At 64.2% G+C, this 17,197-nt stretch carries 18 protein-coding genes; 6 read left to right on the top strand and 12 right to left on the bottom strand.

Annotated features, from left to right (window positions below):
• Positions 1-121: 121 nt before the first annotated feature.
• Positions 122-1,018 (top strand): hypothetical protein, encoded by an 897-nt coding sequence (locus ACZ89F_RS08740; RefSeq protein WP_476091322.1) that lies wholly within the window; start codon positions 122-124, stop codon positions 1,016-1,018.
• Between the two features lie 152 nt (positions 1,019-1,170).
• On the opposite strand, the gene ACZ89F_RS08735 is transcribed toward ACZ89F_RS08740, so the two are convergent.
• The gene (locus tag ACZ89F_RS08735; RefSeq protein ID WP_476091321.1) at positions 1,171-2,673 is read right to left on the bottom strand and encodes a helicase HerA domain-containing protein; all 1,503 of its coding nucleotides are present in this window, start codon (positions 2,671-2,673) and stop codon (positions 1,171-1,173) included.
• A 410-nt stretch (positions 2,674-3,083) separates the two neighbouring features.
• On the opposite strand from ACZ89F_RS08735, the gene ACZ89F_RS08730 reads away from it, so the two are divergent.
• Positions 3,084-3,389: a hypothetical protein gene (locus tag ACZ89F_RS08730; protein ID WP_476091320.1), complete on the top strand. Its 306-nt coding sequence runs from the start codon at positions 3,084-3,086 to the stop codon at positions 3,387-3,389.
• Between the two features lie 70 nt (positions 3,390-3,459).
• Here the strand turns inward: ACZ89F_RS08730 and ACZ89F_RS08725 are convergent, their stop codons facing one another.
• From ACZ89F_RS08725 to ACZ89F_RS08715, 3 genes are all read right to left on the bottom strand, one after another.
• Entirely contained in the window at positions 3,460-4,290 is an 831-nt protein-coding gene (locus tag ACZ89F_RS08725) for an aldo/keto reductase (protein WP_476097249.1), read from the bottom strand.
• Between the two features lie 150 nt (positions 4,291-4,440).
• On the bottom strand, positions 4,441-5,073 hold the full coding sequence (locus ACZ89F_RS08720) for a Vgb family protein (protein WP_476091319.1): 633 nt from the start codon (positions 5,071-5,073) through the stop codon (positions 4,441-4,443).
• Between the two features lie 36 nt (positions 5,074-5,109).
• Positions 5,110-6,330: a helix-turn-helix domain-containing protein gene (locus ACZ89F_RS08715; RefSeq protein ID WP_476091318.1), complete on the bottom strand. Its 1,221-nt coding sequence runs from the start codon at positions 6,328-6,330 to the stop codon at positions 5,110-5,112.
• 330 nt (positions 6,331-6,660) lie between these two features.
• Here ACZ89F_RS08715 and ACZ89F_RS08710 point away from each other — a divergent pair, with 330 nt between their 5' ends.
• The 4 genes from ACZ89F_RS08710 (at position 6,661) to ACZ89F_RS08695 (ending at position 8,546) form a co-directional block, all read left to right on the top strand.
• Positions 6,661-7,410 (top strand): DUF899 domain-containing protein, encoded by a 750-nt coding sequence (locus ACZ89F_RS08710; RefSeq protein WP_476091317.1) that lies wholly within the window; start codon positions 6,661-6,663, stop codon positions 7,408-7,410.
• A gap of 128 nt (positions 7,411-7,538) precedes the next feature.
• On the top strand, positions 7,539-7,811 hold the full coding sequence (locus ACZ89F_RS08705; RefSeq protein WP_476091316.1) for a hypothetical protein: 273 nt from the start codon (positions 7,539-7,541) through the stop codon (positions 7,809-7,811).
• 36 nt (positions 7,812-7,847) lie between these two features.
• A complete protein-coding gene (locus ACZ89F_RS08700; protein ID WP_476091315.1) occupies positions 7,848-8,042 on the top strand; it encodes a zinc-binding dehydrogenase in 195 nt (64 codons plus the stop codon).
• A 231-nt stretch (positions 8,043-8,273) separates the two neighbouring features.
• On the top strand, positions 8,274-8,546 hold the full coding sequence (locus ACZ89F_RS08695; RefSeq protein WP_476091314.1) for a hypothetical protein: 273 nt from the start codon (positions 8,274-8,276) through the stop codon (positions 8,544-8,546).
• 25 nt (positions 8,547-8,571) lie between these two features.
• Here ACZ89F_RS08695 and ACZ89F_RS08690 read toward each other — a convergent pair whose 3' ends face one another.
• The 8 genes from ACZ89F_RS08690 to ACZ89F_RS08655 all read right to left on the bottom strand — a co-directional run bounded on the left by ACZ89F_RS08690 (position 8,572) and on the right by ACZ89F_RS08655 (position 17,045).
• The gene (locus tag ACZ89F_RS08690; RefSeq protein ID WP_476091313.1) at positions 8,572-9,429 is read right to left on the bottom strand and encodes a sigma-70 family RNA polymerase sigma factor; all 858 of its coding nucleotides are present in this window, start codon (positions 9,427-9,429) and stop codon (positions 8,572-8,574) included.
• Positions 9,429-9,902 carry a carboxymuconolactone decarboxylase family protein gene (locus ACZ89F_RS08685; protein ID WP_476091312.1) on the bottom strand — a complete coding sequence of 158 codons (474 nt, stop codon included), beginning with the start codon at positions 9,900-9,902 and terminating at the stop codon, positions 9,429-9,431. Before ACZ89F_RS08685 ends, ACZ89F_RS08690 begins: the two co-directional genes overlap by 1 nt.
• A gap of 304 nt (positions 9,903-10,206) precedes the next feature.
• On the bottom strand, positions 10,207-11,205 hold the full coding sequence (locus ACZ89F_RS08680) for a bestrophin family protein (RefSeq protein ID WP_476091311.1): 999 nt from the start codon (positions 11,203-11,205) through the stop codon (positions 10,207-10,209).
• Positions 11,206-11,346: 141 nt separating this feature from the next.
• Positions 11,347-12,498, bottom strand: a complete 1,152-nt coding sequence (locus tag ACZ89F_RS08675; RefSeq protein WP_476091310.1) for a substrate-binding domain-containing protein — start codon at positions 12,496-12,498, stop codon at positions 11,347-11,349.
• An 81-nt stretch (positions 12,499-12,579) separates the two neighbouring features.
• A complete protein-coding gene (locus tag ACZ89F_RS08670; protein ID WP_476091309.1) occupies positions 12,580-13,581 on the bottom strand; it encodes an ABC transporter permease in 1,002 nt (333 codons plus the stop codon).
• Positions 13,578-15,155, bottom strand: coding sequence for a sugar ABC transporter ATP-binding protein (locus ACZ89F_RS08665; RefSeq protein ID WP_476091308.1), 1,578 nt, complete (start codon positions 15,153-15,155; stop codon positions 13,578-13,580). The genes ACZ89F_RS08670 and ACZ89F_RS08665 overlap by 4 nt, the downstream gene beginning before the upstream one ends.
• Positions 15,156-15,543: 388 nt before the next feature.
• Positions 15,544-16,275, bottom strand: a complete 732-nt coding sequence (locus ACZ89F_RS08660) for a DeoR family transcriptional regulator (protein ID WP_476091307.1) — start codon at positions 16,273-16,275, stop codon at positions 15,544-15,546.
• 143 nt (positions 16,276-16,418) lie between these two features.
• A complete protein-coding gene (locus tag ACZ89F_RS08655) occupies positions 16,419-17,045 on the bottom strand; it encodes a TetR/AcrR family transcriptional regulator (protein ID WP_476091306.1) in 627 nt (208 codons plus the stop codon).
• Between the last annotated feature and the right edge of the window lie 152 nt (positions 17,046-17,197).

The raw sequence follows: 17,197 nt of genomic DNA, 5'->3' as shown, positions 1-17,197 counted from the left end.
GAAACGCCGTTGGCACTCGACTAACTATTTTTGTCCAGCGCTCATCTTGAACCATTGATTAACTGCCCTGCTTCATTCTGCAAATCGCATGCAAGGCATGGGAAATTCAAGGGATTCCTCCATGCAGATTAACTCGGACCTCACTGTTACGATACAGAAGCTGGTGTCCGCCAGGAGCGGCTTTGCTGGAACTGGCCAGCCGACGTTCCTCAAAGCTGGTACAGCGTTGCGGGCCGAGGCTCCGGTCATCCGACCGGGCGCCGCCGGCAATGAGGACACCACCGAGTATGATCTGTTCGGCAGCTTTGGCCAGGCCTCCAAGGCGGACGTGCCAGCGACTTCATCCGCCAGTGCGGCACAGGCCTCCATCACGACGGCGGACGACCCCTATATGCGCGCCGGACAAGCCAATTATGGCGAAATCTATGCCGAGTATACGCGCTTCATCAGCTCGATGGTCGAGGCAGACCGTCGGCACGAAGACTCCACCGTTGCGCGCTATTTCATCCCTGCCGGCGAAACGCGGGAAACGGTGATGGCAATGGAGGAGCATGACTATATGTGGGCCGTCCAGGACGAGATGGAGGCCGCCGCCGACCGCAGCCCACAGGCGCAGACCAACAAGGCGATCAGCAACCAGAGCCTGAGCTACACCGACGCAAGCAAGATGACTTCCGATGCAGTGTCCAGCTTGCAGAAGGCATTGCCGGTTCTGAACGCGGCGTTAGCGCGCACCAGCCCCGAGGCCGTTGAAGCGCGGCTGCAAAGTATCGGCGACCACCCGAAGCTCCAACGTCTCGCGCAGCAGGTGGCCAAGAACGATATTCTCTCCGTCAAGAGCAACCTGCGCTACGTCGACAGGATCGTCAAAAGCATCGAGAGTGGCTTCAACAAGGTTGATGGCGACATTCTGGTCAAGAATGACCAGGGCCAGTACCAGCTTGGTGACTTCTCGATCTCGTTCAAGGGCCAGGCGATGCTGACCTCCAAGGATACATTCGAAGCGTTCACGGGCTAAGTCCCCTCGTGACGCCCGTCACCTTGGCATGAAATCTCCCCGGCCCCCGCCGCCGCACCGCGCCTCACCAAAATCCAACCAGCGACAGGATCCGAGGGTGGCGGCGAGACAAGGCCGTGGCGAATGGCGACTTCTGCCCCCATCCACCCGCCTCACAGCGCCAGGGTCCCCTGCTCCACCTCCGCGGCATTTGGATCGCCTGGTGCCGTCGCCCAGGCCAGTTCGACCAGCGTCACGGTGCGCCGGCCTGTTCCGTCGAGCTGGCAGACGATGAGGCCCTGCTCCTCGATATAGGTCAAGAGGCGCCGGGCGCGGCGCAGCGAGTGGGAGCCGTAGGCACGCGCGATAGCGGCGTCGCTCGGGCACGGCCAGCCCTCCTTCGCGGCACGGGCGATCATCATGAACACGCCCTGCATGTCATCGGGCAGCAGCGACGCGCGGACGGAAACGTCCCGCCACGCGTCATCCTGCGTCGTCTCGGAGCCGAGGCCGGCGCGGGCGCGTGTCAGCATGCGGCGGAACTCCGGCAGATCAGGCACGACCGAGGCGAGGCCTTCGATGCGGCAACGGACCACGAATTCCTGATAGAGCACCCCGATGACACGGAAGCCGGCGTCGGGCTGCGCCAGGATGGCGCGCAGCACACGGTCGACGCGCTCGCGACGCTCCGCCAGATCCTCGGCGCTGACTTGCGGCTCCACCGGCTCGGGGCGGATTTCCAGCGCCGCAGACTTGGCCGCCATCAGCTGGTCGAGCAGGTCCGGTGACGTCGTGCGGCGCGGCGCGCGCACGGTCTCGGGCGGTGGCGCCGCCAGGATGATCGCGCGAGCATCCTCCAACGCCGCTTCCGGCATCGCCATCAGCCGCGGTGTTCCGTTGCGCGGGCTTGTGTCGGTCGGGCCGATGCGCAGGCCCAGCGGTCGGCGCGACAGCGCCGGGCCAAGCGCCATGAACTGCCCGCGCTCCAGATCGCGAAAGGCTTCCGCCTGGCGTCGTTCCATGCCCAGAAGGTCGGCGGCGCGCGCCATGTCGATATCGAGGAAGGTGCGGCCCATGAGGAAATTGGACGCCTCGGCGGCAACGTTCTTGGCGAGCTTGGCCAGCCGCTGGGTGGCGATGATGCCGGCCAGCCCGCGCTTGCGGCCGCGGCACATCAAATTGGTCATGGCGCCGAGCGAGAGCTTTCGTGCCTCGTCCGACACCTCGCCGGCCACCGCCGGCGCAAACAGCTGCGCCTCGTCCACCACCACCAGCATCGGGTACCAGTGGTCGCGGGCGACCTCGAACAGGCCGCCGAGGAAGGCAGCAGCGCGCCGCATCTGGTTCTCGGCGTCGAGCCCTTCGAGATTGAGCACCGTGGAGACGCGATGGATGCGCGCCCGCTCGCCGGCCGCCTGCAGGCCGCGCTCGGTATGCTGCTCGGCATCGATCACCAGATGACCGTAACGGTCGCCCAGCGACACGAAGTCGCCTTCTGGGTCGATGATGGTCTGCTGCACCCAGGGCGCGCTCTGCTCCAGGAGGCGCCGCAACAGATGCGACTTGCCGGAGCCCGAATTGCCCTGCACCAAAAGCCGGGTCGCCAGCAGTTCCTCGAGATCCAGGTTCGCCGGGGCGCCTGCGGTCGTGTGTCCCATCTCGATCGCAACGGTCATCTCGACTCAGGCGCTCCTTTCGCAGACGGGCTTATCAATCGAAGCATAGCCAGTCGAGCGCCGATGGCCGGTCGTGGCGTGTTGCACACAGCTGTCCTGACGCAGTCTGTCGGGTGCCCCTGTGGATAGTAACCAGTCGTTCACCATAGGCCAATGTTCCGATTGCAGACGCCCGGCAGGCGCCTAGCCTGACCTTGCATTGCGTCCCCAACGTGATGCGTCCCAACCCCGCCCCCTTGGCGACCGACGTTTCAAGTTCCCTCTCCAAGTATATGTCGGTCGCCAACGTCGCCTGATCCCGCCAAGTTCTGGCGTCGTTCAGAGCCGCCCAGCGGCGCAAACTTTGGGTTGACCCCTTCGGACCGCAAGGCGACACTCCACCCGACGAACAGGTGCGAGGAGGAATTGCGATGGACGAGCCCGAACGGTGGCGCCACATGTCGACGGCGCCGAGGGATGGCAGCCGCATCCTGGTCACGGTGCGCCCGTCCGAACAGGGGCCGGCGGAAGTCGACCTCGCCTATTGGTCGCGCGCCGACCAGTTCGCCTCGGAAGGCTGGCGCGCGTCGGACTCCTCGCCCGGGCGCGTCATCGAATATGCCGACCCGGAACTGAAATGCTGGATGCCGCTGCCGACGGCCAATCTCAGCCGCGCCTCCATGCCGGCGCCCTGGGAAGGCGAAGACGCCCAGCAGCTGGACGGCTCGGGGATTTAGGCGGAGATGATCGAAGGTAGCCAATCTCCCCCCAAGTGGTGGAGATTGGCAGCTTTAGGCTCGGTTCCCTTCAGAACAGGAACGCGGCCGTGGCGGGATTCGGCCCGGTGCGGCCGTCGGGCGAGTCCATGCCGCGGATCGTCTGCAGGTCCTGCGCATCGAGCTCGAAATCGAAGACATCGAAATTGGCGGCGATGCGATCCCTGCGGATCGATTTTGGAATGACGATCAGCCCCTCCTGCAGATGCCAGCGGATGATCGTCTGCGCCACCGACTTGCCATGCTTTTTGGCAATGCCTTCGAGGGTCGGATCACTGAGCAGCCGGCCGCTGCCCAGCGGGCTCCAGCTTTCGATGTGGATGTCGTGGGCGGCATGAAAGTCCCTGAGGTCGCGCTGCTGGAAGCGAGGATGCAGCTCGATCTGGTTGACGACGGGTGTCACGCCGGTCTCGCCGATGATCCGCTCCAGATGGTCCTGGTTGAAATTCGAAACGCCGATCGACTTGATACGGCCGCCTTGCCTGAGCTCGACCAGCGTCTTCCAGGCCTCGACATATTTGTCCTGGCTGGGCACCGGCCAGTGGATCAGGAACAGGTCGAGCTGCTCGATGCCGAGCTTGCCCATCGTCTCGTCGAAGGCGCGTAGCGCCGCGTCGCGCTGGTGCGCGCCGTTGCGCAGTTTGGACGTGATGAACAGCTCGCCGCGCGGCACGCCGGCGCTGCGGATCGCCTCTCCGACCCCCTCCTCGTTCTGGTAGCCTTCGGCGGTGTCGATCAGGCGATAGCCGGCCTCGATGCCCCAACCCACCACTTCAGCGGTGATATCCTGGTCGACCTGCCACACGCCAAGGCCGAGCTGGGGAATGGCGGAGCCGTCGTTCAACGCAATCTGTGCAGGCATGGTGGGCTGTTCGGGCATGGCGAGGTCCTTTGCAAGGCTGGTCCAGGCGGTCCGCCCGGTGCACAGCCTATCTAGGTTCGACAGGGGGCGACGGCCAGCCGACAGCGACAAATTGTCGAAGTTCGCCTGCATGTGACCTCGGCGTCAGCCTCACCGCGGCCGGCGCACCGCCCGCACCACCCCGGCGGATGTGCTGCCGCAGTAGAGGCGGTCGCCGCCATCGGATTCAAGTCCCGACACGCCCATGCCGGCCGGCATGTCGAGCTTCTCCAGAACCTTGCCTGATTGCGGGTCGACGCGGCGTAGATCGCTCTGGTCGCCTTCCCAGGTCGCGTGCCACAGCTCGCCGTCGACCCATGTCACCCCGGTGACGAAACGGTTGGATTCGATGGTGCGCAGGATTGCCCCTGTCTTCGGATCGATCTGGTGGATCTTGCGCTCGCGATATTGCCCCACCCAGAGCGTCCCCTCGGCCCAGGTGAGCCCGGAATCACCGCCGCCGCCGGGCGCCGGAATGGTCGCCAGCACCTCGCCGGTATCAGGGTCGATCTTCTGTATCAGGTCGTTGGCAAGCTGGAAGAAATGCTGCCCGTCCCAGGCGGTGCCGGCATGCGCCGCGACATCGATCGAGCGCAGCGCCTGCCCGTTTTCCGGATCGAAGGCGTTCAGCTTCTCACCCGAGGCAAACCAGACATTGTTGCCGTCAAAGCTCACCCCATGCACCCTCTCCACATCGGGAAAGGGTCCGTACTCGCGCAGGATTTTGGCGGCTGATTGTTTCATGTCTTGATCCTCACTGAGATGGTCCGATGTCCCTTACTAACCACTCGGCAGCGGTGCCGGGAGTAACAAGGTCGTCGTGAATCCCGCCACCGGCGGCGTCATCCAGCGGCGCGCCCGGCCGTGCCCGAAAAACTGCACCTTGCCGGCCTCGCCAAGCTGCTCCAGCGCCCGCTGCACGCTGCGCTGGCCGGTGCCAAGCGCCAGCGCCAGCGCGGAAGTCGCCCAGGATTCACCATCGGCAAGGAAAGCCAGCACCGCGGCGTGCCGCTCCTCGATCGGCCGCGCCAGCACCACCACCTCGCGTGCGTCGTGCGGCGCCAGCGCGAAGCCTCGGCTGGTCGCGCCGATGTTGGCCAGCCCCCGCAATTCGGCGCGCAGCCGGCCGATCTCGACCCTGAGCCTTGCCCGATGCGATTCATCGGCGTGCCTGCCGCCGAAGGCCTCAGCGATGAGCCTTGCCCTCGACACATCGCCTGGCCATGCTTCGGCGAGCGCGCGTGCCAGCGCAAACAGCACCGGGCGCGTTGCCAGCGAGACCATGATTTCCTGCCGGCGCACGATATAACGGAAGCTGTCGACGACCAGTGCCGGCGACGCCTGCAGCGCCTCGACCTCCTCGAGCAGCACGGGGCGCTGCTCGCCAGCCGCGATCAGCCGCGCGGCTGGCGTGTCCAGCGCCAGGAATGCGCTGTCGACCTCCGCGATGAGGCCCGCAATGCCGGCCCGGCGGGCGGCGTGGCGGGCCCACTCCAACGCCTGGCGCGCCGGCTTCGTCTTCAGGCGGCGCATGGCGATGCCGGCGACCGCGAGCTCGTGCGCGGCGCGCGAGGCCGGCGGAAGCGGTGCCGGGTCGAGCGCGGCCAGCACGTCTTCGGCCTCGTCGAGACGGCCGATCAGCAACAGGCGCCGCACCTTGAGATGGCCGGCATGCGCGGCGTTCAGCCGGTCGCCGTGCTTTTCCAGAGTGGCGCGCGCCGCATCAAGCGCCTTGGCGGGCCAGCCAAGATCCCGCGAGACCAGCGCGATCTCGGCCTCGGCGACAACGCATCTGGCGCGCGCCACCGCCTCTTTCGGGCCGAAACCGCGCGCGGCCCGCCGCAGCAGCGCCTTGGCGCGATCGAGATCGCCGAGTTGCGCCATCGCAATGCCGCGCAGCGCCAGCGCCGGCGCGTCTTCGCGCAAGGCGACGCGATCCAGCGCGCCAAGCGGATCGCCCCCGGCCAGCGCCAGTGCCGCCGCGGTGATCAGCGAGTCCATTCAAATCCCGTCACACTTGTAACTCCCACCCCCGCGCTTCACCGCCCTAACTTAAGTCAGCACCGTCAACCAGCAAGCCGTGCCGGCAACCGACGGCACGCCAACGGAGAAGTAGATGCCCAGTTCAGACGATCTACCCCTCGACGCCACAATCGACACGGCCAGGCACGCCGGACGAATTCGCCATCCCTGCTGCGGTGGGCCGGACGATTCAAATCCCGTCGCATCCGTAACTCCCACCGCCGCGCCCGACCGCCCTACCCTAGCTCACGACCAGCAAGCAGCAACACGTTGCGACAGTGCGGCGGCAAACTGACGAGGAGACGACCAATGACCAAGCACACCGCAATGAAGACCCCGCCGATCGTTTCAAGGCAGGACTGGGAAGCCGCTCGCGAACAGATGCTGGTGAAGGAGAAGGCAACGCTGCGCGCCAAGGACGCATTGGCCGCCGAGCGCCGGCGCATGCCGTGGATGGAAGTCGACAAGGCCTATGTGTTCGAGGGGCCGAATGGCAAGGCGAGCCTGCTCGACCTGTTCGAGGGCCGACGCCAGCTGATCGTCTACCGCGCCTTCTTCGAACCCGGCGTGTTCGGCTGGCCCGAGCATGCCTGCCGCGGCTGTTCGCTCGGCGCCGACCAGGTCGGCCACCTCGCCCATCTCAACGCCCGCAACACCACGCTTGCCTACGCCTCGCGCGCCCCGCAGGCCGACATTGCGCGGCTGAAGCATCGGATGGGCTGGGAGATGCCCTGGTACACCATCACCGACAGTTTCGACAAAGACTTCGGCGTCGACGAATGGCACGGCCACAACGTCTTCATCCGCGACGGCGACCGCATCTTCCGCACCTATTTCATCAACAGCCGCGGCGACGAGGCGATGGGCACCGTCTGGAGCTATCTCGACGCGACGCCGCTCGGCCGCCAGGAGATCTGGGAGGACTCGCCCGAAGGCTATCCGCAGACCCCGCTCTACAGCTGGTGGAACTGGCACGACAACTACGACGCCGGGGCCGACAAGACATGGGAAAAAGTGTCTGCTGCCGGAGAAGCGGCGTTCCGCGACAAGGACCAGTAAGGCCTATCCAGCTTGGGTTCCTCGCCCCCGCCTTTGGCGGGGGAGAGGTGGCCGCGTGGCGGCCGGAGTGGGGGCTCGTAGCGCAGTCCCCCTGACCTCCGCACAGCACAACCATCAAGGAAAAGACCATGCTCGATATCCATACAGCCACCAGCGGAGCGATCCCCGAAAGCACCAATGCGTTCACCCTCGGCATCGCCGATTGGCTGTGCCTAGCCGCGGCCCCCACCTTCGCCTTGATGGCGCTGCTCAGTTGTGTCTTCAGTGGCGATGCGGCCATGCTGTGCATGGGGGAGAATGCCTCGCCATTCACCGGAATGCCGGCGATGTATCTTCTGATGAGCGCCTTCCATCTCGCGCCCTGGCTGCGGGTGATCTCCGGCCGGCAGGCCCGGCAATAGGTTGCCACCCTGCCCGCCTTTGCAGCACGCCGACAGGTGTTTTCGAATCAGATCCGGATCAGCGGGATTCCCATCGGCAGCCGGGCCGACCAGGAGAACATGATCCGGGCGATAGAGATCAACCGCCTGAAGCCAGTGGTCGACCGCCATTTCCCGCTGCAGGACATCGCCACCGCATTCGCGCACTACGAATCCCAGAAGCATTTCGGCAAGGTTTGCCTCGAAGTCTGAGCGCGCCCCAGGCGCCAGCAGTCCCACAAACCACCCAGCGTCCATCAGCAGCAGCTAATTGACAGTCCGAAAGAAACGGCGCTCACTGCCTGGCACAGGTGGACAGCATCAGGCGGGCGATGTCGGCCGCCGGCGTCACCTCAGCAATTCCGGGAAAGGCGTGAAACGGTTTTCCCGGGAAAAGCGCATAGCGCTTTCCCTTGGGAATTGCGCAGAACCAGGGAGGACGCCATGCCAACCGTTATCGGCCATCACAACATCACCAAAGACAGCAAGCACTGGCTCAATTCACCCAAGCGCAAGGAGCTTTTCGGCTCGCTCGGGATCACCAACATACGCACCTTTGTCGATCCGCAAAACCCCAAACAGGTTGCCCTGATGATGGACGTTCCCGACATGGATGCACTAGCGGCAATGATGCAGAGCAAGGCGGCGGCCGACGCGATGGCCTATGACGGCGTGGTGCCGGAGTCGCTGGTGATCCTGGTCGAAGCAAAGGGGTAACCGCCCGCTTTTCGGGCGACAGGTTTCAATGCAGGTGCCTGAGCTTGTCGGGATTGCGCATCACATAGATGGCCGCGATCTTTCCGTCCTCGATGTCGAGCGCGGTCGTCTGCAGTTCGCCATCGGCTTCCAGCGTGACGAAGCCGGGCAATCCGTTGACGAAACCGATGCGAACAAGGGTCGAGCGGTTCTCCTGGAGCCAGGCAACCACACGCTCATATTGCTGCATGACGGCATCGAAGCCCAGGACCACATCCATGGCGGCCGGACGCTTGCCGCCGCCGTCGGCATGGGCGCTGACATCGGTCGTCAACATCGTCCCAAGCGCCCTCATGTCGCCGTTGCGCGAGGCGGCGAAAAACGCCTCGGCCAACGCCAGGCCGCGTTGCTTTTCCACCTTGAAACGCGGGCGCGCTTCACGGACATGGGTGCGCGCGCGGGCAGCGAGCTGACGGCAGGCGGCGGGTTCGCGCTGGATGGCGGCGGCGACCTCCTCGTATCCCAGCCCGAACACATCGTGCAGCAGGAACGCTGCCCGCTCGAGCGGGGAAAGACGCTCCAGCACCAGCATCAGCGGCAGGGTGACATCTTCCTCGTCGTCCTCTTCCACAAGCGGATCGGGAAGCCAGGGGCCGATATAGCTCTCACGCCGGCGGCGCGCGGATTTGAGCTGGTCGAGACAGAGCCGCGTGACCGTGCGGCGCAGGAAGGCCTCGGGCTCGCGCACATCGCTGCGGTCGGCCTTCATCCAGCGGATGAAGGCCTCGTGCACAATATCCTCGGCGTCCGCCACCGAGCCAAGCATGCGATAGGCGACGCGCCTGAGCTTTGGACCGAGCACGCCGAAATCCGGCGCTCTATCCTCGGGCCCCGCGTTCGTCATCAGGCAGCGGCCGCCTTGGCGGCGGACCTGATCGCCGCCGGATCGGCCCAACCGCCGAAACCGACCGCAAGGCGGTTGTAGCCATTGATGACATTGATCATCAAGGTGAGCTTCACCTGTTCCTCCGGCGTGAACTCGGCCTTCAGGGCATCATAGGCACTTTCGTGCGTATGTCCCTCGCTGATCCGCGTCAGCGCCTCGGTCCAGCCAAGCGCGGCGCGCTCGCGATCGGTGTAGCAAGGCGCCTCGCGCCACGCCGACAACAAATAGAGGCGCTGCTCGGTTTCTCCGTCCTCGCGCGCAAACACCGTATGCATGTTGAGGCAGTTGGCGCAGCCGTTGATCTGCGAGGCCCGTATCTTCACAAGCTCGGCCAGGCTCGGCTCGAGGCTGGAGGAAATCGCAAAGGATGCGCGCTGCCATTCCTTCATCAGCGAAGGGGCAGCGGCGAAGAGATCAAGTTTTGCAGTCATGATTGGCTTCCTTCTGTTGGTGCCGACATCATGACGAGGCAGGATCCGCTGGTGTGACATGCGCACCGAGATTTTGTGCATGTCGCCGGCCGGGCGCGAGCGGTTCTGCGTTTTCCGTGAAACGATGAACCGCTCCAGGGTGTATTGAGATTCAGGTCAGGCCGAGGCGAAAACGGTGGATTCCGAGAACCGGAGCGGAGCGTACTTTTGGGTACGTGAGCTCAGTTCTACCGCGACGCGGTAGAACGGGGAAGCGCAGGAAGCCTCCGTTTGCAGGCCGGCATCACCTGAATATCAACACACCCTAGGTCGCGATGTCATTGACCGGCAGCAACGGCTTGGGCAGGTCAGCCTCGCCAAGCCCGCTGCGCAGCTCGATCTCGATGTCGCGGCAGATCTGCGAGATCGGAACATCGTTGGCGTTGCCTTCAAAGGGGTTGGCGCTGCTCTCGCCGACCTGGTCGAGGGACATGTAGGCCCAGCCCAGCAGCGTGCTGAACGGGATCGTCAGCCAGATCGCCACCGGGCCGAGCGCGCCGCCCAGTTTGCCCATGTCGGCAAACACCGGAACCACTCCGAATGGCAAAAGGGTGCAGAAGATCATGACGAACATGGAGCTGACGATGGCGTATTGCCGGGGATAGGGATTGTTCTTGACGCGATCGCAGCGCGCCTGCTGGTCATGGAAATCGCGGATCAGCTTGGTCAGCTCGCCATAGATCTGCGGAGGAATCTTGGCGTCCTTGAACAGCGCGTTGACCTGGACCGATTGCATTTCGAGCAGGGCCAACGCCGGCTGCGGCGATTTCAGCACCTTGTCGGCCTGTTCCGCCAGCAGCGGCGGCAATTCCTCGGCGAGCGAGCCCTTGTCCTCCCGGATGCGGTAGCGCCGCATATACTCGATATTGGCCGCCTTCCCCATGGATTCCCAAGGCATCGGCCGCCGCAGCGAAAAGCGCAACGCCGTCATCCAGGCGATATGGCGGTAGATGAGCTGTCGGGCCGTCGGCGCATCGATGAAGTCCCTGCAGAAATTGGACCACAGCCGGCTGCTCGCCGTGATCTGCGTAAAGGCCTGCAGCGCGTCACTGCTGCGGGTGAACACCTGCGAATTCTTGAAGCCGGCGACCAGCGACACCGTCGTGCCAAGCACGAGCACAACCGACCATGGCACCGAGAACCCGGCAATCCCCGGTAGACGGTAGGCCGCTACAGCCAGTCCGCTCACCACCACCATGTAGATGACGCTGCGCCGCGACCAGAGCGCGAAATCGACTACTTTGTAGGAACGGCCTACATACATCGGATGCCCCCGGGATCATGGACGACAGGCAAATCAAGTCGTCACGCCTAGCATATCGCGTGATCGCCATGAATGGCCTCATCCCGGCAAAACCAGCCATGGGCACAGGGGCAACCCCATGCCCATGGCTGTCTCATGACCTCAGTTGCACTTCGGCTTGGCGCTGTTGCAGGCGTCGACCAGTTCGGCCGGCGGATCCTTGTGGAAGACGGTCTTGTAGGATTCCAGCACGTTGGACTGCACCACCGGCAGCGACTGCACGCCGACCCAGGCGGGCGTCGGTTGCCCGATCAGCGCCTTCATCATGGCCATCGCCTCGGCGACGCCCTGGTCATACGGGCGCTGCGAACCGGTTGCCTTGAGCGGGCCGCCCTTGGCGATCTCGATCGCCGACTGCAGGCCGAGATCGACCGTGGTGATCGGAATGTCGATGCCCTGCGCGCGCATCGATGACAGCGTGTCGAGCGCCGGCTGGTCCCAGACCGCAAACAGGCCCTTCACATCGGGATTGCCGGTGAGGAAGTCGCCGGCAATCTGCGACACTTTCGAGGGATCGGTGAAGTCGACCTGCTTCATGACGATGTCGGGCCGGTTCTTCTTCATCCACTCGCTGACGCCCTTGGTGCGCTCGTTGGTGCTGAAATAGTCGACGCCGAAATTCACCAGGCCGATCGTGCCGCCCTTGGGCATGCAGGACGCCAGGATCGTTGCCGCGATCTGGCCATTGCCCTGGCTGTCTGCCGAGATCATCGAGGCAAAGTCCTTTGGAGATTCAAGGCCGACCGGGATGCTGTCCATGAACACCAGCTTGATGCCAGCCTCGCCCACCTTCTTGTAGGTCGGCGCCGTCGCGGTGAAGTCGACCGGGATGGAAATGATGCCGTCCGGGTGCTGCTGGATGGTGTTCTCGATATCGGCGATCTGCTTGTCGACCTGATATTCGGCCGAGGCCACGCCAGTGACGGTCACGCCATATTTGGCCAGCGTTTCGCTGATGCCCGCCACTTGCAGCTGCGACCAGTCGAGGTTCACCGTCTGCATGGAAATGCCGACCTTGAACTTGCCGGCCTTGACCTTGGCGGCCTCGTCGTCGGTCAATTTCAGCTCGTCGGGCGAGGCTGCCTTTTCGCCATGCGGGCCCTGCCCGACAATGCCCTTGGGGCCGAGCGTCGCCAGGTCGACGCCGGTAACGCAGCTGTCGGGCGTTTGCGCCAGGCCCATGGACGTCGACAGCGCGAAGGCACTGGCGGCGAGGCTCAATGTGCCGAATAGGATTCTTGCCTGTTGTTTCATGACTTTCCTCCGTTGATCGTTGACGTTCTATTTGCCGTTTGGAGCCGGCGTTCTTCTGCAGATGTCCGCGAGATGCGCGCCTTACCTCCTCGTGAAGGCGACCGCGGCGACGATGATTGCTCCCTTGATGACGAGTTGCAGCGACGAGCTGACGCCGAGCAGCACCAGCCCGTTGTTGAGCGTGCCGATGATCAGGCTGCCGAGCAGCGTGCCGAGCACGAAGCCGCGGCCGCCGAACAGGCTGCAGCCGCCGAGGATCACCGAGGCGATGACGTCGAGCTCCATGCCTTGCACTACGTCGGGCCGCGCCGCATGCGAACGCGCCGACAGGATCAGCGACGCCAGCCCGGCGAGCGTCCCGGTCAGCACGAAGGCCAGCGTGGTGACCTGCTTGATGTGGACACCGGAATAGAGGGCCGCCGTCGGATTGCCGCCCGCCGCATAAACCCGCCGCCCGTAGACGCTGTAATGCAGCAGCAAGATGCCGGCGATGGTCACGCCAAGCGTCCACAGGATCGGCGCCGGGATGCCAAGCACGGAGCCCTCGCCGAAGATGGCGAAATAATACTCGTTGGTGATGATGACCGGCTTGGTGTTGGTGACCATCAGCGCCAGGCCGCGCGCACCGCTCAGCGTGCCCAGCGTCACCAGGAAGGACGGGATCTCTAGGCGGGTGGTCAGCACCCCGTTGATCAGCCCGATCAGCGCCCCGGTGCCCAGCCCCGCCAGCGCGCCGACGACCCAGTTGTTGGCGACGAACGCCATGGCCAGCGACGCGCTCATGCCCGAAAGCGCGAGCGTCGAGGCGACGGACAGGTCGATCTGCCTGGAGATGATGACAAAGGTCATGCCGACGGCAATGATCGAGACCAGCGTCGTCTGCCGGCCGATGTTGAGAAAATTGTCGATCGACAGGAACCAGGGCGACGCCAGGCTGAAGACAACAAGCATGACGGCGAAGGCGACGTAAAGCATGTAGGGACGCTCACCCTGAAGCAGATGCCGCAGCGCCGAGCGACCGCCCGGTTGGTTGACGGCAGCCTTTGCCATTGGTGCGTTTGCCGAGCTTTCTGTGTCGGTCATGCCGCGTGCTCTTCCGATGGCTGCGAAAGTTGAATGAGGTGATGAAGGTCCTCGGCGCTGCCGAATTCCGCCCTCGAAATCGTCCTGGTGATCCGGCCATCGACGACGATCGAGATACGGTCGCAGAGCTGGAGCAGTTCGGACAGATCCGAAGACACCAACAGCACCCCGCTTCCCGCCGCCGCCGCCGCGCGAATGACGCCGTAAATCTCCTCGCGCGCCCCGACATCGACACCAACCGTCGGCTCGTCGAGCAAAAGCACGCGCGGCCGCGGCTCGTTCCATTTGCCGAACACGACCTTCTGCTGGTTGCCGCCGGACAGGTTCTTCACAGGGGTCAAAGCGCCTGGCGCCTTGACGGCCAGCCTGCGCATCGCGGCATTGGCGTGTTCGCTCGCCGAACGGCGCTGCAGCCAGCCAAGGCGCGAGAAATAGGGCAACCGGGGCAAGGTCAGGTTGCGCTCGATCGAATGCTCGAGAACCAGGCCCTGGACATGCCGGTCCTCCGGCACCAGCGCAATGCCCTGTCGTATTGCCGCTGCCGGATCCATGCCCTTCAGCGAAACGCCGTCGAGGCTGGCCTCGCCCGATTGCACCGGCCGCAGGCCGAAGATCGTTTGCAGGATTTCGGTGCGTCCGCTGCCGATCAAGCCGGCGAGGCCGTGGATCTCGCCGCTGCGCAGCGCGAGATCGGTCCGGTCCAGCCGGTCGTTGCTGACATCAGTCAATTCGAGCACGGGTTTTTCAGATGAACCATGTGGAGCCGACCGCGGCAGGCTTTGTCCGGCTGCCTCGCCATCCGCCTTCAGAACAGCGTGATCCGGCCCGACGATCGCGCCGACCAACTGCCGCATATTGGTTTGCGCCGTGACAAATGTTCCGGCGTTCTGGCCATCGCGAAACACGGTCACCCGGTTCGAAATCCGGAACACCTCATTGAGGCGATGGGTGACGTAGATCACTCCGACGCCCCGTGCGGCGACCGCGCGGATCGCCTCGAACAGGATCTTCTCTTCATCGTCGGTCAGTGCCGAGGTCGGCTCGTCGAGGATGAGCAGGCGAACATCACCCATCAACGCCTTGGCGATCTCGGTCATCTGGCGGTAGGCGAAGGGCAGCGAGCCGACCATGGCGCGCGCATCGAGCGGGATGTTCTGCGATTTCAGGAAGGCCTCGGCCTGCGCCACCAGCTGGCGCTTCTTCAGGAAGCCGAGCCGCGTCTTCGGCTCTCGCCCGAGCATCAGATTGTCGGCAACCGTAAGCGATTCGACCAGGCTCAGATCTTGGTAGACCACCGCCACGCCGGCGTCGCGCGATTGCGCGGGCGACGCGAACGAGACAGGTTTGCCGTCGATCTCGATCGAGCCGCCATCATGCACATGCACGCCGCTCAGGATCTTGATCAATGTCGATTTGCCGGCCCCGTTTTCGCCAAGCAGGGCATGAACTTCACCGGACTGGATTTCGAGGCTGACACCGCGCAGCGCATTGACGCCGCCGAACCGCTTCCTGACGCCCTCGACGCGCAGCAAGGGGGCCTCGGACGATGGCGAAATCGAACTCTGTTCGATCATGACGCCTGCATTTCCTTCCCTTGACGCGTCCCCTACCCCAGGCTGTCGAGAGTCCTTTTGAGACTTCTCTTACTTTTTTTGTGACTTTTCCATCACGTTGGGGAAATGTCAAACGGAGTCAGGCCGGCGGCTATCGGCGCTGCACAGGGAATTTGGAAGAGGCCTCCCCAACTTCGTCATCCACGGGCGAAGCAGGAGCGAAGCTCCGTCGCGGAGACCCGAGGATCCATGCCGCGACATGGATCGAAGAACACGGCGGAAGTTCTGCACCGCTGCGGCGCCCGGAGGTCGCGGCATGGATCCTCGGGTCTGCGCCGCGTCGCTACGCTCCTTGCTCCGCCCGTGGATGACGAAGCGATGGATGTCTGCCGCCAATCGCCAAAAGGAATCAAAACGACTCCGGTCCAACCTCACCATGTTCGGTGATGACCGCGTCGAAGCCGTCCATGGCTGAGAAGAAGGCGCGCTTGAGCTTGCCTATCTTGCTGCTGTCGACGACGAGATAGTTCTCGCGCGCCAGGCCCATCACCTTCTGCTTCACCACCGCCTCGTGAAAATGCTCGCAGGTGGCGCCGCGTTTGGCATCGACACCGGCGGCCGACAGGAAGGCGACGTTGATGCCGACGCTCTTCAAGATGTCGAAATCATGCGTGCCCGAGAAAGACGCCGATGCCGGATGATAGACACCACCCAGCATGATGATCGTCACATTGGGCTTGCGGGTCAGGCGTTCCGCCACGTTCATGGCGTAACATATTGCCGTTATTCGGTAATTATCGGGAATGAGGTCGATCAGATGGATCAGTGTCGTGCCGCAATCGATGAAGATCGTCTCGTCGGGCCGTATCTTGCGCACCGCGTGCAGGCAGGCTTCGCGCTTCGCCGCCGCATGGCTGTCGGCCGCGGTCGCCAGTTCGTAAGGCGCGTCGGTGTCGATCTCGGCCGCCGCCAGGATATGCCCGCCGAGGAAGGCGATCTGTCCCTGGTTGGTGGCGATGTCACGCCGCACCGTCATCTCGGAGACGCCAAGAAGCGTTGCCGCTTCGCTGAGATGAATGACCCGCCGTTCCGACAGAAGATGGATCAGCCGGGCTGTCCGTTGCGCTTTGCGAGCAGTCATGCGTGGGCCTGTCGGTCGCCTGAAATGTGAGGAATTTAACAACCGCTCTCGTTCAGTTGCAAGCGCGGTGTGCTAATCCGGCCGGACATGGCCAACGGCCATGCCTGTTACAAGGCTCCCGTCTGGACCGATCGCGCGGACCGTCAGGCCTTGGTGGATTTCACCGCCCCGAACCGCAGCCCGTCCATCAGCAGCTTGACCAGCCGGCCCGAACGGTCGCGCCATTCGGGGGTATCGGGCGCCGAGTAGATGCCCGACAGCGCGTGCAGCACGTCGGAAGCTTCGACGTCGCCGCGGATGGTGCCGTCGGCCGCCGCCGCCTCGACCAGTTGCCGCAAGGCTTGCGACACCCTGCCGGAAGTGTCGGAAAACAGCGTCGAATTGGTGGTGAGCAGGATGCGCAGGCTGGTCGCCAGGCCGCGCTTGGTGGCGATGTAGTCGACGAAGCGCTGCATCCACTGTTCCAGCGCGACATCGGACGGATGTTTTCCAGCGAGTTCGCCGGCGGCCGCGCACAGTCCCTCCGCCTCACGCCGATAGACCACCTCGACCAGATGCTCGCGCGTCGGGAAATGCCTGTAGAGCGTGCCGATGCCGACGCCGGCGCGGCGCGCGATCTCCTCCAGCGAAGCATCGATGCCGCGCTCGGCAAACACGGCGGCGGCCACCTCGACCAGCCGGTCGCGGTTGCGCTGCGCATCGGCGCGCAGCGGTTTTGTCTCCGCGGCTTCGGCTTTCTGTTCAGCAATGTCGGACGGCTCGGTGGCCAATTTTTTCTCCACGTCGTGTCAGGGGGCTTGAACCCGGCCGGGTCAACCCCCACGTAATAAACGGAGGCGCCTCCGCTTTAGTGGAGTACCTTTATCATATAAGAAGGGGAACCGGTATGTCACGCCTTTCGAACCTGCAAGCCGACATCGCC

Source organism: Mesorhizobium sp. USDA 3734, assembly GCF_056279665.1.
This window is presented reverse-complemented; position numbering and strand designations above follow the sequence as displayed.

Excerpts from the sequence above, each read along its gene's own strand:
- ACZ89F_RS08740 (WP_476091322.1), top strand. The coding sequence starts at position 122 with ATGCAGATTAACTCGGACCTCACTGTTACGATACAGAAGCTGGTGTCC.
- ACZ89F_RS08735 (WP_476091321.1), bottom strand. The coding sequence starts at position 2,673 with ATGACCGTTGCGATCGAGATGGGACACACGACCGCAGGCGCCCCGGCG.
- ACZ89F_RS08730 (WP_476091320.1), top strand. The coding sequence starts at position 3,084 with ATGGACGAGCCCGAACGGTGGCGCCACATGTCGACGGCGCCGAGGGAT.
- ACZ89F_RS08725 (WP_476097249.1), bottom strand. The coding sequence starts at position 4,290 with ATGCCTGCACAGATTGCGTTGAACGACGGCTCCGCCATTCCCCAGCTC.
- ACZ89F_RS08720 (WP_476091319.1), bottom strand. The coding sequence starts at position 5,073 with ATGAAACAATCAGCCGCCAAAATCCTGCGCGAGTACGGACCCTTTCCC.
- ACZ89F_RS08715 (WP_476091318.1), bottom strand. The coding sequence starts at position 6,330 with ATGGACTCGCTGATCACCGCGGCGGCACTGGCGCTGGCCGGGGGCGAT.
- ACZ89F_RS08710 (WP_476091317.1), top strand. The coding sequence starts at position 6,661 with ATGACCAAGCACACCGCAATGAAGACCCCGCCGATCGTTTCAAGGCAG.
- ACZ89F_RS08705 (WP_476091316.1), top strand. The coding sequence starts at position 7,539 with ATGCTCGATATCCATACAGCCACCAGCGGAGCGATCCCCGAAAGCACC.
- ACZ89F_RS08695 (WP_476091314.1), top strand. The coding sequence starts at position 8,274 with ATGCCAACCGTTATCGGCCATCACAACATCACCAAAGACAGCAAGCAC.
- ACZ89F_RS08690 (WP_476091313.1), bottom strand. The coding sequence starts at position 9,429 with ATGACGAACGCGGGGCCCGAGGATAGAGCGCCGGATTTCGGCGTGCTC.
- ACZ89F_RS08685 (WP_476091312.1), bottom strand. The coding sequence starts at position 9,902 with ATGACTGCAAAACTTGATCTCTTCGCCGCTGCCCCTTCGCTGATGAAG.
- ACZ89F_RS08680 (WP_476091311.1), bottom strand. The coding sequence starts at position 11,205 with ATGTATGTAGGCCGTTCCTACAAAGTAGTCGATTTCGCGCTCTGGTCG.
- ACZ89F_RS08675 (WP_476091310.1), bottom strand. The coding sequence starts at position 12,498 with ATGAAACAACAGGCAAGAATCCTATTCGGCACATTGAGCCTCGCCGCC.
- ACZ89F_RS08670 (WP_476091309.1), bottom strand. The coding sequence starts at position 13,581 with ATGACCGACACAGAAAGCTCGGCAAACGCACCAATGGCAAAGGCTGCC.
- ACZ89F_RS08665 (WP_476091308.1), bottom strand. The coding sequence starts at position 15,155 with ATGATCGAACAGAGTTCGATTTCGCCATCGTCCGAGGCCCCCTTGCTG.
- ACZ89F_RS08660 (WP_476091307.1), bottom strand. The coding sequence starts at position 16,275 with ATGACTGCTCGCAAAGCGCAACGGACAGCCCGGCTGATCCATCTTCTG.